11 protein-coding genes are annotated in these 14,070 nt (G+C 72.5%); 5 read left to right on the top strand and 6 right to left on the bottom strand.

The window, feature by feature from the left end:
• The first annotated feature begins 4 nt into the window (after positions 1–4).
• Positions 5–670 carry a DUF998 domain-containing protein gene (locus IEY61_RS27435; RefSeq protein WP_189049480.1) on the top strand — a complete coding sequence of 222 codons (666 nt, stop codon included), beginning with the start codon at positions 5–7 and terminating at the stop codon, positions 668–670.
• Between the two features lie 96 nt (positions 671–766).
• Here the strand turns inward: IEY61_RS27435 and IEY61_RS27440 are convergent, their stop codons facing one another.
• Entirely contained in the window at positions 767–2,170 is a 1,404-nt protein-coding gene (locus IEY61_RS27440) for an NAD(P)H-quinone dehydrogenase (protein WP_189049528.1), read from the bottom strand.
• Positions 2,171–2,276: 106 nt separating this feature from the next.
• Between IEY61_RS27440 and IEY61_RS27445 the strand changes: the two genes are divergently transcribed.
• A complete protein-coding gene (locus tag IEY61_RS27445) occupies positions 2,277–2,732 on the top strand; it encodes a gamma-glutamylcyclotransferase (RefSeq protein ID WP_043719680.1) in 456 nt (151 codons plus the stop codon).
• Between the two features lie 95 nt (positions 2,733–2,827).
• Here IEY61_RS27445 and IEY61_RS27450 read toward each other — a convergent pair whose 3' ends face one another.
• From IEY61_RS27450 to IEY61_RS27460, 3 genes are all read right to left on the bottom strand, one after another.
• Positions 2,828–3,565: an SCO6745 family protein gene (locus IEY61_RS27450; RefSeq protein WP_189049482.1), complete on the bottom strand. Its 738-nt coding sequence runs from the start codon at positions 3,563–3,565 to the stop codon at positions 2,828–2,830.
• 86 nt (positions 3,566–3,651) lie between these two features.
• Positions 3,652–4,584, bottom strand: a complete 933-nt coding sequence (locus IEY61_RS27455) for a hypothetical protein (RefSeq protein ID WP_189049484.1) — start codon at positions 4,582–4,584, stop codon at positions 3,652–3,654.
• Between the two features lie 4 nt (positions 4,585–4,588).
• Positions 4,589–5,221 (bottom strand): MBL fold metallo-hydrolase, encoded by a 633-nt coding sequence (locus IEY61_RS27460; protein WP_189049486.1) that lies wholly within the window; start codon positions 5,219–5,221, stop codon positions 4,589–4,591.
• A gap of 115 nt (positions 5,222–5,336) precedes the next feature.
• Between IEY61_RS27460 and IEY61_RS27465 the strand changes: the two genes are divergently transcribed.
• Entirely contained in the window at positions 5,337–6,293 is a 957-nt protein-coding gene (locus IEY61_RS27465; RefSeq protein ID WP_189049488.1) for a DUF4349 domain-containing protein, read from the top strand.
• Here the strand turns inward: IEY61_RS27465 and IEY61_RS27470 are convergent.
• Together IEY61_RS27470 and IEY61_RS27475 are read right to left on the bottom strand one after the other, a co-directional pair.
• Entirely contained in the window at positions 6,250–7,512 is a 1,263-nt protein-coding gene (locus tag IEY61_RS27470) for an amidohydrolase (protein ID WP_189049490.1), read from the bottom strand. The genes IEY61_RS27465 and IEY61_RS27470 overlap by 44 nt on opposite strands.
• Positions 7,513–8,020: 508 nt before the next feature.
• A complete protein-coding gene (locus tag IEY61_RS27475) occupies positions 8,021–9,604 on the bottom strand; it encodes an acyl-CoA mutase large subunit family protein (protein WP_189049492.1) in 1,584 nt (527 codons plus the stop codon).
• Between the two features lie 199 nt (positions 9,605–9,803).
• Between IEY61_RS27475 and IEY61_RS27480 the strand changes: the two genes are divergently transcribed.
• Together IEY61_RS27480 and IEY61_RS27485 are read left to right on the top strand one after the other, a co-directional pair.
• On the top strand, positions 9,804–11,987 hold the full coding sequence (locus IEY61_RS27480; RefSeq protein ID WP_189049494.1) for a serine/threonine-protein kinase: 2,184 nt from the start codon (positions 9,804–9,806) through the stop codon (positions 11,985–11,987).
• 48 nt (positions 11,988–12,035) lie between these two features.
• Positions 12,036–13,823, top strand: coding sequence for a phospho-sugar mutase (locus tag IEY61_RS27485; RefSeq protein ID WP_189049496.1), 1,788 nt, complete (start codon positions 12,036–12,038; stop codon positions 13,821–13,823).
• The last annotated feature ends 247 nt before the right edge of the window (positions 13,824–14,070 follow it).

Genomic DNA, 14,070 nt, shown 5'->3' on the forward strand with positions numbered 1-14,070 from the left:
AGCCATGCCTGGAATCCGGACCAGCGGAGGGCTCACCCTCGCCGGCATCACCTTGGCGGCGCTGCTCGCCATCGTCGGCCACGTGGCGGTGGAGGGGCTCGATCCGGTGAGTGTGACCGTCAGCGACTACGCCGTCTCCGACTCCGGCGGAAGCATCCACGTGGCGATGTTGGTGATCGCCGCAGCCTCCGCCGTACTCATCCCGGCCCTGCGCCGGCTCGGCCCGCCCGACGGCCGACGGCACGCGGCCACCGCGCTGCTGGCGGTCTGGGCCGGCGGGCTGCTGGTGTCCGGGCTGGTGCCCACCAACCCGCCCGGTACGCCCATGGACACCGCGGCCTACGTGCACCGGTACGCCTCGGTGCTCGCCTTCCTGGCCCTGCCGATCGCCGGCTGGCTGCTCGCCATCCGCCTGCCCGCCCAGCCGCACGCCCGCCGCTGGCTACGCGCCCTGGCCCTGGCCAGCTTGCTGCTGGTGGCCGCCATGGCCTGGTCCGCCTACCCCGGCGACCGAGCCCTCTACGGACTCATCGAACGCGCCCTCATCCTCACCGAGATCACCCTCCTGACCCTCCTCGCCACCCTCCCCGCTCCCCGCTCCCCGCTCCCCGCGATCATGCAGTTTTTGTCTCCGCAAAAGCCGCAAATCAACGCGAATCGGCGACCATAAGTGCATGATCGACGAGGCGGTGACGGTGGGGGTGGGGCGGGGTGGGGCGGTGAGGGTGGGGCGGTGAGGGTGGGGTGGGGCGGTGCGGGTGGGTGGTTACTCGAGTTCGTGGAGCATGAGCTGGCGGGCGGCCTCGGTGACGGAGCCGGAGAGGCTGGGGTAGATGGTGATGGTCTGGGCCAGCTCGTTGACGGTGAGGTTGTTCTCCACGGCCATGGTGATGGGCAGGATCAGCTCGCTGGCCTTCGGGGCGACCACCACACCACCGATGACCTGGCCGCTGGCGGGGCGGCAGAAGAGCTTGACGAAGCCGTCGGCCACCTCGGCCATCTTCGCCCGGGCGTTGCCGGCCAGCGGCAGCATCACCTGCCGGGCGGGGACCTTGCCGGCGTCCATCTCGTCCTGGGAGACGCCCACGGTGGCCAGCTCCGGGTCGGTGAAGACGTTCGCCGCGACCGTCCGTAGCCGCAGCGGCCGGACCGCCTCGCCGAGCGCGTGCCACATGGCGATCCGGCCCTGCATGGCGGCGACGCTGGCCAGCGGCAGCACCCCGGTGCAGTCACCGGCGGCGTAGATGCCGGGCACGTTGGTACGGGAGACCCGGTCCACCGTGACGTAGCCGCCCCGGGCCAGCTCGACGCCGTACTCGGCCAGCCCCAGCTCGGCCGTGTTGGGGATCGAGCCGACCGCGATCAGCGCGTGCGAGCCGTACACCTTGCGTCCGTCGGCGAGCTCGACCTCGACGCCGTCGGACGTGCGGCGGACGCCCTCGGCGCGGGAGTTGTTCAGGATGGTCATGCCCCGGGAGCGGAACACCCGCTCGATCGCCTGCGCGGCGTCGGCGTCCTCGTGCGGCATCACCCGGTCCCGGCTGGAGACCAGGGTCACCTCGATCCCCATCGCCAGGTAGGCGCTGGCGAACTCGGCACCGGTCACGCCGGAACCCACCACGATCAGGTGCTCCGGCAGCTCGGGCAGGTCGTACACCTGCCGCCAGGTCAGGATGCGCTCACCGTCGGGCACCGCGGTGGGCAGCTGGCGCGGGGTCGCGCCGGTGGCGATCAGCACCGTCGAGGCGTCGATCGCGTACGCCGCCTCCTCGCCGCCGGGCGTGACGATCACGCGGTGGGTGTGACCGAGGGTGTCCTCGCCCATCCGGGCCTGGCCGGAGACGAAGGTGACGCCGGCCTTGAGCAGCTTGGCGTGGATGTCGGCGGACTGGGCCAGGGCGAGGCGCTTGACCCGCTCGTGGACCGCCCCGGCGTCGACGGTGACCGCGTCCAGCCCGTCGGAGTGCACGCCGAACACCTCGGTGTCGCGGTACCCGGTGACCACCTCTGAGCTGGCGATGAAGGTCTTTGACGGTACGCAGTCGGAGAGCACGCAGGCACCGCCGGCGCCGTCGGCCTCCACCACGGTGACGTCGGCGTCCAACTGGGCGGCGACCAGTGCCGCCTCGTAGCCCGCCGGCCCCCCGCCGATGATCACGATCCGGCTCACCACGACCGCCCCTCGTCCATGCTCACAGTGACTTTCTTCTCCCCGACACGTGCGACACGCACCGCCGTATTCTCCCCCACGCACCAGCCGGGCTATCGTCATCGCCGTGCGTCATTACGCCGCCTACGGCTCGAACCTGGACCCCGCCCGGATGCGGGCATACTGCCCGCATTCGCCGATGGTGGGCATCGGCTGGCTGGAGGGATGGCGGCTCACCTTCGCCGGTGAGGACGTCATCGGCTGGGAGGGTGCGGTCAGCACCGTGGTCGAGTCGCCCGGCGACCGGGTGTTCGTCGCGCTCTACGACATCCACCCGTACGACGCGGCCCAGTTGGACGAGATCGAGGGTGTCACCTCCGGCACCTACCGGAAGCTGACGGTCCGCGTGTCGACGCTGGATGGCGACGTGACGGCCTGGGTCTACGTCTTCGACGGCTACGAGGGCGGGTTGCCCACCTCGTGGTACCTGTCGGAGATCGCGAACGCCGCCGAGAAGGCGGGCGCGCCGGACGACTACGTCCTCGAGCTGCGGTCCCGCCCCACCGGCACCGCGTCGGCGTAGCGCGTCTTCCACCCCCCCAGTCTGCTATCGGCCGCCCTCGGGCCGGGCCCCGGCCCCGGGAGCCCGGGTGCTTCATCCCCGTTTCGAGCGGTTCGTCAGCCCTTCGGGTGCGCCTGCGCCACGGCCAGCAGTTCCACCAGCTCGGCGCCCTCGTCGGGACCGAGCACCACGAACGCGGGCGCGACGAGCCGATCGGTCACCGCCTCGGCCCACAACCGGCGCCGGACCAGCGGTCCGACCGGTGGGTACGGCGGTGGCCACCCGCAGGCGACCGCGCCGCTCTCGCCCTCCGGGCCGGTCAGCACCGCCTCCAGCGGACTCATTCCGCTGGCCCGCACGGCGACCAGGTGGGCGCCGGTGAAATGCTCCCGGAGCAGGCGCAGCCCGGCGGCGGCCCGAGCACCCGGGTGCTGCGCGAGCGGCGGCATGGCCCGCCACGCCGCGAACAGCGGCATCCCACTGGCGTCGGCTGCCGCGACCGCCCGTTCGACCAGCGTGGCGAACCGGTCGACGCCGGGCAGTGCGGACAGGTTCTCGTCGCCCCAGCGGCAGCACTCGGCCAGGCTAGCGGTGGCGACCTCGCCGGGCCGCACGGTGCGCACGGCGGCGTCCCAGCCGTCGGCGACCGCGTCGGGGGCGATGAAGCCGAGCGCGGCGGCCACCGTCTCGGCTCGGACGTCGCCCAGCGCCCCGGCCCGGCCGGTGATGTAGAACGCCCAGCCCGAGATGCCGAGCACCCGGGCCCGGCTCAGGGTGATGGGACACCGGTTGTAGGCCTCCCCGAGCGCCAGCACCGCCGGTTTGCAGGCCGCGGCCACCTGTTCCGGGGTCATCCCGCTCCGCCCGAACGCCCGCCCGCACGGGATTCGTCCACCACACCGTCCATGAGCGATCCGGCCGTAGGTCCGTCCACGAGAAATCAGTCTGCCGCCCCGTCGCCGCCGCCGGCATCCCCCTCCTCGGCCATCAACGCCTCCATCGCGGCCTCGACCTCACCGGTACGGCGCCGGGCGGCACTGGCGGCGCGCTCAGCGGCCCGGCGGGCCAACCGCGCCCGGCTCAGTTCCTGCTCGGCGATGGCTCGGCGGCGCTCCAGCTCGGCCAGTTCCGTCTCGACGGCGTCCAGGGCGGCACCCCCGTCCCGCTCGGTCGCCGCCGCGCCGGCCAACTCCGCCTCGGCCCGTTCCTGATCGGTACGCGCCCGCGTCAGCTCCTTCTCCAGTGCCGTACGGCGGCGGGCCAGTTCCGCCCGGGCGGCCCGCCGCGCCTGCTCGGCCCGCAACGCGCCCCGGTCCGGCCGGCGTTCGCGGGGCGGGGCGGCTGGCGGCTCCTCGCCGCCGGTCACCAGGCGCAGCTGTGGCCTGGGCACCTCGCCGAACCCGGCGTAGTGCACGGACCGCAGCAGCCGGCCAGCGCGTACCTGCTCGGCCACCTCCGCGTCGGAGAGCGCGGCGTTCAGGGTCGACTCGACCTCGCCCAGCGGCAGCCTTCCGCCCGGGGGCGCCCCCTCGACCCCGGCGGCGAGCCGGCGTACCTCGGCGACGAGCGCGCCGACCACGGCCCGCCGCTGCGCCGACAGTTCCCGCAGGCGCGGGCCGCGCAGTTCGCGTTGGGCGTCGCGCAGGGCGTCGGCCAGCTGCACCAGGTCGGCCAGCAACTCGGGGCGCTCGATGGCCAACAGGTTGACCAGCCAGGCGGCCACCGTGGGCCGGCGCAACCGGGCGATCTGCCGGGCGGACGCCGGATCGCCGGCGTGACGCGCCTCGGCGGCGGCGGCGTCCCGCACGGCGACGAACCGGTCCGGCGGCGTTCGGTAGAGCCGCTCAACGAGTTCGCGCGGGGGGCCGGGCATCGGTTCAGCCGTCGATCCGGCTGCCCGGCTCCAGCCGTTGGTACTCGCTGCCGGACAGGGCGGTGTACTGCCGGTCGAGCACCGCGTACCCGTTGTCGTTGAGCAACGCGTCGTGCAGGGCGAAGACCCGGCGCGGGGACACCGCGCGGATGAAGTCGACCACCTCGGAGAACTTCGACCAGGGTGCATGGATCGGCGCAAAGAGGGTGTCGACCTGGACGTCGTCGGGGACGAAAAGGGCGTCGCCGGGGTGGTAGACGGTCTCGTTGATCAGGTAACCGAGGTTGGCCACCACCGGGATGTCGGGGTGGATCACGGCGTGCCGGCCGCCGTAGGCGCGTACCGGGACGCCCGCGGCGGTGAACGACTCCCCGGGCACGACCGGACGCAGCATCTCGGCCGCGTCCCCGAGGGTGTCGGCGAGCGCGGCCGGGGCGTGGATGACGAACGGACGCCGCGCCAACTGCTGGTTGACCGCCTCCACGTCGACGTGGTCGGGGTGCTCGTGGGTGATCAGCACCGCGTCGGCCCCGTCCAGCGCCACCGCCGGTTCGCTGAACATCCCCGGATCGATGACCAGCACTCCCCCGTCGTGCTCGACCCGTAGGCACGAGTGGGCGTACTTGGTGAGCCGCATCGTGATGCCTCCCATATCGAATCGTGACGTCCTGAGCGCAGTCTGCCGGAACCCGTGAGGTGGCGCGGGCCGTCCGAGCTATCACCAATGCGGGAAGGGTGAAAGGGGAACGGGGATGAACGTGCGAAGAGCTTGGCGATCGCCGGCGGCGGCGGCGGTTCTCCTGTTGCTGCTCGCCGGCTGCGGGAGCAGCAGCGGAGGTGACGACTCGGCGGCGACCGCCGCGGGGGCCGCCGCCGGGCCGGCGAACGAGGGCGGCAACGCCGCCCCAGCAGAGAAGGCTGGCAGCGCAGCGGCGACGGACACCCGGGTCGACCAGCGTTCGATCATCTACACCGGATCGCTGCAGGTGAAGGTGGACGATGTGGCGGCCGCCGCCCGCGAGGCCGCCGCCACGACCACCCGGGCCGGTGGCTTCGTCGGCGGGGACCAGCGCCGCAGCTCCGACGCCGACGCGGTCGCGGAGTTGCAGCTGCGGGTGCCGGCGGACCGGTTCTACGCGGTGGTGGAGGAGTTGGCGGCTCTCGGCGTCCAGCAGCGTCGTGAGATCAACACTCAGGACGTCACCGAGGAGACCATCGACCTCGACGCCCGGATCACCAGCCAGCGGGCCCGGGTGGAGAGCGCGCGGCGGCTGCTCGACCGGGCCACCTCGATCAGCGATCTCGTCACGCTGGAGAACGAACTGGGCCGACGCGAGGCCGACCTCGCCTCGCTGGAGGCGAAGAAGCGGCGGCTGGCCGACCTGAGCGCACTGTCCACGATCACCGTCACCCTGGCCGGGCCGGACGTGAGCACCGCCGAGGAGGAGAACGAGATCGGCTTCCTGGTCGGGCTCCGCGGCGGTTGGAAGGTCTTCCTGACCTCGATGACCGTCCTGCTCACCGTGCTCGGGGCGATCCTGCCGTGGCTGCTGGTGCTCGGCGTACCGCTGGGGGCGCTGTGGTGGCTGAGCCGCCGGCGCCGCCGGAACCGGACCCCGGAGCCGCCGCTCGTCGCACCGGTCGGCACACCGCCACCGCCGGGGGTCAGCGCACCGCCGCCAGTGCCTGGAGCGCGGTCTGCACCATGAGCCGTACGCCCACCGGGATGGCGCGCTCGTCCACGTCGAACGATGCCCGGTGCAGGTCCACGTTCGGCCCGGAGCGGCCGACCCCGAGCCGGGCCAACGCGCCGGGGACGTACTCCAGATACCAGGAGAAGTCCTCGCCGCCCATGCTCTGCGGGGTCTCCGCGACGGCGTCCGGGCCGAGCGCGGCGATGGTGGCCCCGGTCAGCACCGTGATGGCCTGCCGGTCGTTGCAGACCGGCGGGCGACCGCGCAGGTATTCCAGGTCGACCGTGGCCCCGGTCGGCGCGATGACGTCCCGGACCACCTGGGAGACGATCTTCGGGGCCGACTCCCAGGCGTTCCGATCCATCACCCGCAGGGTGCCGGAGGCGGACGCCTCGGAGGGGATGACGTTGTACCGGGTGCCGGCGGTGGCGTGGCCGAAGACCAGCAGCAGCCCGCTGTTCGCCGGCACCCGCCGGCTGACCAGGGCCGGCACCTCGGTGACCAGCCGGCCGAGCGCGTCGACCAGGTCGACGGTCAGGTGCGGGCGAGCGGTGTGACCACCCGGCCCGGTGAGCCGGACGGTGATGTTGTCGGCGGCGGCGGTGATCGGGCCGACCCGCAGGCCGACCTGACCGACCGGCAGGTTCGGGTCGCAGTGCAACGCGAAGATCTGCACCACGTCGTCGAGGCCGCCGGCCTCGATCACCTCGAGCGAGCCGCAGGGCAGGATCTCCTCGGCGGGCTGGAAGATCAGCCGGACCCGGCCCGGCAGTTCGCCCAGGTCCGCGAGCTGGGCGAGGAGCATGCCGACGCCGAGCAGGATGGTGGTGTGCACGTCGTGGCCGCAGGCGTGGCAGACGCCGTCCACGGTGGAGCGGTACGGCACGTCCTTGACGTCGGTGAGCGGCAGCGCGTCGATGTCGGCGCGCAGCGCGATGACCGGGCCGTCCGGGCGACCGTCGATGTCGCAGACGATGCCGTTGCCCTTGGGTAGCAGCCGGGGGGTGAGCCCGGCCAAGGCGAGTTCCCGGGCGATCAGCGCGGCGGTCTCGAACTCCGTGCCGGAGAGTTCCGGATGCGAGTGGATGTGACGGCGCGTGGCGATCAGGCCCGGTACCCGGAGAGCGAGCAGATGGTCCAACTCGAACGGGAGGGGCTGGGCACCGGTCGGTGGCGCCTCCGGCCAGGACGGCGCCACCTGCCCGCCGGTCGGCATCGTCAACGCACTCGTCACGTCGAATTCTCGATCACTAGGAACGGATGGATCATCGGGAACAGCAGATAGCGTAGACCCCCGATGGTAACTCTGCGCAACCTCGTTCCGGTGACGGCCGGACCGCACAGCGTCACGTATGCCCTGCTCGGAGGCACCGTAGGCGTACGGGACAGCAGGTAGATCGCGGTCGAAGGCCATCACCCGCTCCCCACCTCCTACAACGCGTAACCAGGCCCGAGTGGCCGGAAACTCCTCGGGCTCCATCGCCAGCGTTCCGAATTGTCGCATTAGTCGGACGAATCAACTGACTGTATGACGACTACCCGACCACGCCCGGCGAGCGGCACCCGTGGACGTTCACACGTCCGGGTCCTTTCCGACCGCACACCATGTGCGTCCTGGAGATCACCCGGGAGGGAGTACCCGGCGACCCGTCGTCCGACACGCTCCGCGTCCGGCGGTCGGCTCACGCGCGGTGGCGCAGCGGTTGACTCACGCGCGGCGCCGGCCCGGTCGGGTGGGCGGGTCAGAAGCGATCGGTGGGACGGTACTGACCCCACACCTCGCGCAGCGCCCCGCACACCTCGCCCACGGTCGCCCGCTCGCGCAGCGCCGTCTTCATCGGGTGCAGGACGTTGCCAGTGCCCGACGCGGTCTCCCGCAGCTCGGCCAGGGCGCGTTCAACGGCGCCACCGTCGCGTTCGGCGCGCAGCTTGACCAGCCGTTCGGCCTGCGCCGCCTCGATCGCCGGGTCGACGCGCAGCGGCTCGTACGGCTCCTCGGCGTCGATGGCGAAACGGTTCAGCCCGACCACCACCCGCTCACCCGAGTCGATCTCCTGCGCCACCCGGTACGCCGACTGTTCGATCTCCCGCTTCTGGAAGCCCGCCTCGATGGCCTCCACCGCCGAACCGTGCTCGAAGACCCGGGCCATCAGCGCGTCGGCCGCCGCCTCGACCTCGGCGGTCATCGCCTCCACCACGTACGACCCGGCGAACGGGTCGACGGTGGCGGTGAGATCCGTCTCGTACGCGAGCACCTGCTGGGTACGCAGCGCCAGCCGGGCCGCCTTCTCGGTGGGCAGCGCGATCGCCTCGTCGAAGCTGTTGGTGTGCAGCGACTGGGTGCCGCCGAGCACCGCGCCGAGCCCCTGCACCGCCACCCGGACCAGATTTACCTCCGGCTGCTGGGCGGTGAGCTGCACGCCCGCGGTCTGGGTGTGGAAGCGCAGCATCATCGACTTCGGATTCTTCGCCCCGAACTCGTCGCGCATCAGCCGGGCCCAGATCCGCCGGGCTGCCCGGAACTTCGCCACCTCTTCCAGCAGGGTGGTGCGGGCGACGAAGAAGAACGACAGCCGGGGGGCGAAGTCGTCCACGGCCAGCCCGGCGGCGATCGCGGCCCGGACGTACTCGACGCCGTTGGCCAGCGTGAAGGCGATCTCCTGCACCGGGGACGCGCCGGCCTCGGCCATGTGGTAGCCCGAGATGGAGATGGTGTTCCACTTCGGCACCTCGGCCCGGCAGTAGCCGAACGTGTCGGCGACCAGCCGCAGCGAGGGCTTCGGCGGGAAGATGTACGTCCCCCGGGCGATGTACTCCTTGAGGATGTCGTTCTGGATGGTGCCGTTGAGCGCCGAGCCGGGCACCCCGTTCTCCTCGGCGATGAGCTGGTAGAGCAGCAGCAGCACCGAACCGGGCGCGTTGATCGTCATCGAGGTGGAGACCTGGTCCAGCGGGATGCCGTCGAAGAGCAGGCGCATGTCCTCGATGGAGTCGATGGCCACGCCGACCTTGCCCACCTCGCCGTGGGCGATCGGGTCGTCGGAGTCGTAGCCCATCTGGGTAGGCAGGTCGAAGGCGACCGAGAGGCCCATCGTGCCGGCCCGCAACAACTGGTGGTAGCGCGCGTTGGACTCGGTGGCGGTGCCGAAGCCGGCATACTGGCGCATGGTCCACGGGCGGGAGGTGTACATGGTCGGGTAGACCCCGCGGGTGTACGGGAACTCCCCCGGCTCGCCCAGCCGGGAGTCCAGGTCGCCGGGAAGGTCGGCCGCCGCGTACACGCCCTTGATCGGGAAACCGGACTCGCTCAACCGCCGTTGCGTCATCACCGGATGGTAGGACGAGCAGGCCGACATTCGGGTCCGGGATGACCCGTGACACGACTCGTCACCCGAGGTGAACGCAAGGACGCGTACCGTTGAGTAAGTTAAACGTCCCCCGTGCCGGCTTTCACTTCGGGCGTCCGAACCAGCAAGATAGGGGAGTTGTGTCCCAGCCCCCTCGACTTCCCCCGGTGGCTTTTCTGTGACTCAGATCCCGACGTGGAGCGGCGGACCAGTCAGCACCCCCACCAACGGCCGCGCGACACCCGGCACCGTCATCGGTGACCGGTACTCGTTGCGCTCTACGGTCGGCAACGGTGGCATGGGCACGGTCTGGCGGGCCACCGACACACTTCTGCGCCGCGACGTGGCGGTCAAGGAGGTCATCCTCCCGCCGGGCCTGGCCCCGAGCGACCGCGACGCGATGTACGAACGCACCCTGCGCGAGGCCCGCGCCGCCGCCGCCATCGCCCACCCGGCCGTGGTGCAGGTGTACGACGTGGTCACCGAGGGCGGTCGGCCGTGGATCGTGATGGAGCTGCTCGACGCCCGCAGCCTCGCCGACATGGTGATCGAGGACGGTCCGATCGCCCAGCGGGTGGTCGCCAAGATCGGGATCGCCCTGCTCGGCGCGCTGGAGGTGGCGCACGCGATCGGCGTACTGCACCGCGACGTCAAGCCCGCCAACGTGCTGATCTGCTCCGACGGGCGTTGCGTGCTGACCGACTTCGGGGTGGCCCGGATGCCCACCGACGTGCAGCTCACCACGCCGGGCATGGTGCTCGGCTCACCGCACTTCATCTCGCCCGAGCGGGCCATGGGCCAGGATTTCGGCCCGCCCAGCGATCTGTTCTCCCTCGGTGTGACGCTCTACACCGCAGTGGAGGGTCGACCGCCCTTCGATCGCGGCGACCCGATCGAGACCATGCACGCGGTGGTGGAGGATCCACCGGCCCCGCCGCAGCGCAGCGGCCCGCTGACCCGGATGCTGATGGGCCTGCTGGAGAAGGACCCGGCCCGTCGGCTCGACGTGCACACGGCCCGCGCCATGCTGCGCGAACTGCTCGCCGGGCCGCTGAGCAGCAATGCCGCTGCGGTCAACTCGATGACCGACCCGTACTCGGTGATGCAGATGCCGCAGCCCGCACCGATCACCGCACCGCCGGCGAAGAAGCCCGAGCCGAGCGGGCAGATCGGCGGTCGCGCCATGCTCGCGCCCGGCGAGTCGCTGACCGACCGGCTCGCCGCGCTGCGCCGAGGCGAGCGCCCCGGACAGGTCACCCCGGCCAGCGCCGCCGCGATGGAGGACACCAGCGCCGACGCGCTGGCCCGACCGGGCGCCATGTCATCGCCACCGGTCGGCCGCACCTACGGCGCCGGAGTCGAGGCCACCCAACGCATCGGCGGGGCTGAGGCCACCCAACGGATCGGCGGAGCCGAAGCCACCCAGCGGATCGGTGCCGACAGCACCCAGCGGATCGGCACGGAGGCCACCCAGCGCGTCGGGCCCGAGGTGTTCGGCTACGGCGGCGGGCAGCCGGAAGCCACCCAGCGAATCGGTGGCTACGGCGGTGGGCAGCCGGAGGCCACCCAGCGGATCGGTGGCGGCTACGGCGGCGGGCCGCCGGAGGCCACCCAGCGGATCGGCGGCTACGGCGCCGACCACTGGCCGGCGGCGCCCAGCCACCAGTACGGCACCCCGCCACCGGCCAGCGGCGGTGGTGGTGGCAGCAGCCCGCTCGACCGGGCGAAGGCCACCGGCGCTCGTCTGGTCGACACGGTGAAGGGCTGGCCGCGCAAGATCCAACTGGCCGCGGCCGGCGGCCTCGCGCTGCTCCTGCTGATCACCGTCGTGGCCCTCACCGGTGGGGACGACTCCCCACCCGCCACCCCGGTCGCCGACCCGTCCAACTCCGCCGAGGAGGGGCCGGGCGGCGTCGAGATGCAGGAGCACTCGGCGCGCGGGGTGCGGGTGCTGGTGCCCAAGGGCTGGAAGAAGGCCGCGCCCAAGGGTGCCGTCTACGTCGACTACACCGACCCGGAGGACAGCGGCCGCCGGGTCCGCATCCTCAACGAGGAGTGGCGCGGCGACTCGGCCCGCTGGGCGCAGACCGCCGAGAACGGCCTGAAGACCCGGTCGAACTCGTGCGCCAAGCCGTACACCCAGATCTCGATGGAGGCCAAGGAACTCGCCGGGAAGCCGTCGGCCGAGTTCGAGTACACCTGCGGCGAGGGTGACGGCATGCGGCACGGGGTGTGGCACGGGGTGGCCCACGACGGCCGGATGTACTCCTTCTACCTCACCGCGAACGACTCCCGCTTCGCGGAGAGCAGGCCGATCTACGACGAGATGGCGCAGTCGTTCCAGCTCACCGCCGCCGGCTGAGCCGGGGCGCGGGACCGTGGTGATCCGCCGCCGTGCTATCAAGAGGCCATGGCGGCGGACACCACTGACCTTGACACCCTGCGCGAGCGGGCCGAACGCTGGCTCGCCGACGACCCCGACCCGGCCGACCGGGCGGAACTACGGACGGTGCTCGATCGCCTCCCGGCCAGCGCCCCCGAGTTGGCCGACCGGTTCGCCGGGCCGCTGACCTTCGGCACCGCCGGGCTGCGCGGGCCGCTGCGCGCGGGGCCCAACGGGATGAACCTCGCGGTGGTCACCCAGGCCGCCGCCGGGCTGGTCGCCTGGCTCGCGGCCCAGGGCGGCACCGGTCCGTTGGTGATCGGGTACGACGCCCGGCGCGGCTCGCGCGAGTTCGCCGAGCGGACCGCCCGGGTGTCCACCGGGGCGGGACGGCCCGCCCTGCTGCTCCCCCGCCCGCTGCCCACCCCGGTGCTCGCCTACGCGGTACGACACCTGCGGGCGGTCGCCGGAGTGATGGTGACCGCGAGCCACAACCCGCCGCAGGACAACGGCTACAAGGTCTACCTCGGGGCCGAGCTCGGCGGCGACCGGGGCGCCGGGGCGCAGATCGTGCCGCCCGCCGACGCCGGCATCGAGGCCGCCATCCGCGCGGTCGGCCCACTCGCCGAGGTGCCGCTCGGCGCGGCCGGGCAGGTGCTCGGCGACGACCTCGTCACCGGATACGTGGCCGAAGCGGTGCAGGTCGTGCCCGCCGGCGGCCCCCGGGAGCTGACCGTGGCGTACACCCCGCTGCACGGCGTCGGGGCGACCGTCCTCACCGCCGCCTTCGCCGCCGCCGGCTTCCCCGTGCCCGGCCTGGTGCCGGACCAGGCCGAGCCCGACCCAAACTTCCCCACCGTGAGCTTCCCCAACCCCGAGGAGCCGGGCGCGGTCGACCGTCTGGTCGCCCTCGCCGAATCGACCGGCGCCGACCTGGCCATCGCCAACGACCCCGACGCCGACCGTTGTGCGGTCGCGGTCCGGGAGGCGACCGGCGGCTCGGACGGCACGGAGACCGTCGGCGGCCCGGACGGTCCCGGCGGCCCGGACGGTCCCGGCGGCCCGGACGGTCCCGGCGGCCCGGACGGTGCCGAGGGCGTCCGGCCGGGACGTTCCGGCTGGCGGATGCTGCGCGGGGACGAGCTGGGCGTACTGCTCGCCGACCATCTGATGCGACGCGGCGTGACCGGCCTGTACGCCACCACCATCGTCTCGTCGTCCCTGCTGCGGGCGATGTGCGCAGCCCGGGGCCTGCCGTACGACGAGACGCTGACCGGATTCAAGTGGATCGTGCGGGCCGGCGGCGGTGCCGAGCCGCTGGTCTTCGGTTACGAGGAGGCGCTCGGCTACTGCGTCGCCCCCGAGCACGTCCGGGACAAGGACGGCATCACCGCCGCGCTGACCGTCGCCGAGCTGGCCGCCGGTCTCAAGGCGCAGGGGCGCACCCTCACCGACCGGCTGGACGAGTTGGCCGCCGAGTTCGGCGTGCACCACACCGACCAGCTCTCGGTACGCGTCGACGACCTGCGCCTGATCGCCGACGCGATGGCCCGCATCCGTGCCGCCACCCCGGTCACGCTGCTCGGCCAGCCGGTCACCGAGTCGCAGGACCTGCTCCCCGAGGCGGACGTGCTGATCCTGCGTACCGACACCGCCCGGGTGGTGATCCGCCCCTCCGGCACCGAGCCGAAACTCAAGGCGTACCTCGAAGTGGTGGAACCGGTCACGGACGGCGACGTCGCCACGGCGCGTTCGCGCGCGGCAACCGCCGTCGCAACCCTACGCACCGAAACCGCCCACGCCCTGGGCATGTAAGGAAGGGCCCCCTTTTAACGCCTCGTGTATAGGAAGGGCCCCCTATTAACCACCTGATCAGAATTCCTGTTGCTGAGAGTGATCGGCAACCGGGCGGCGGGGCCGGTCCTGGCACCTCAGACGGCCGGGCGATGAGACACCTCCGCCACCGGCACCCGTCTCCGTCGCACAAGGCACCGCAACTCGCCGCCCTGCTCACCGGACGCCGCAACTCGCGGCTTTGGTCACCGGGCGCCGCAACTCGCGG

It is taken from the genome of Micromonospora sonchi, assembly GCF_014646235.1.
Lineage (GTDB): Bacteria > Actinomycetota > Actinomycetes > Mycobacteriales > Micromonosporaceae > Micromonospora > Micromonospora sonchi.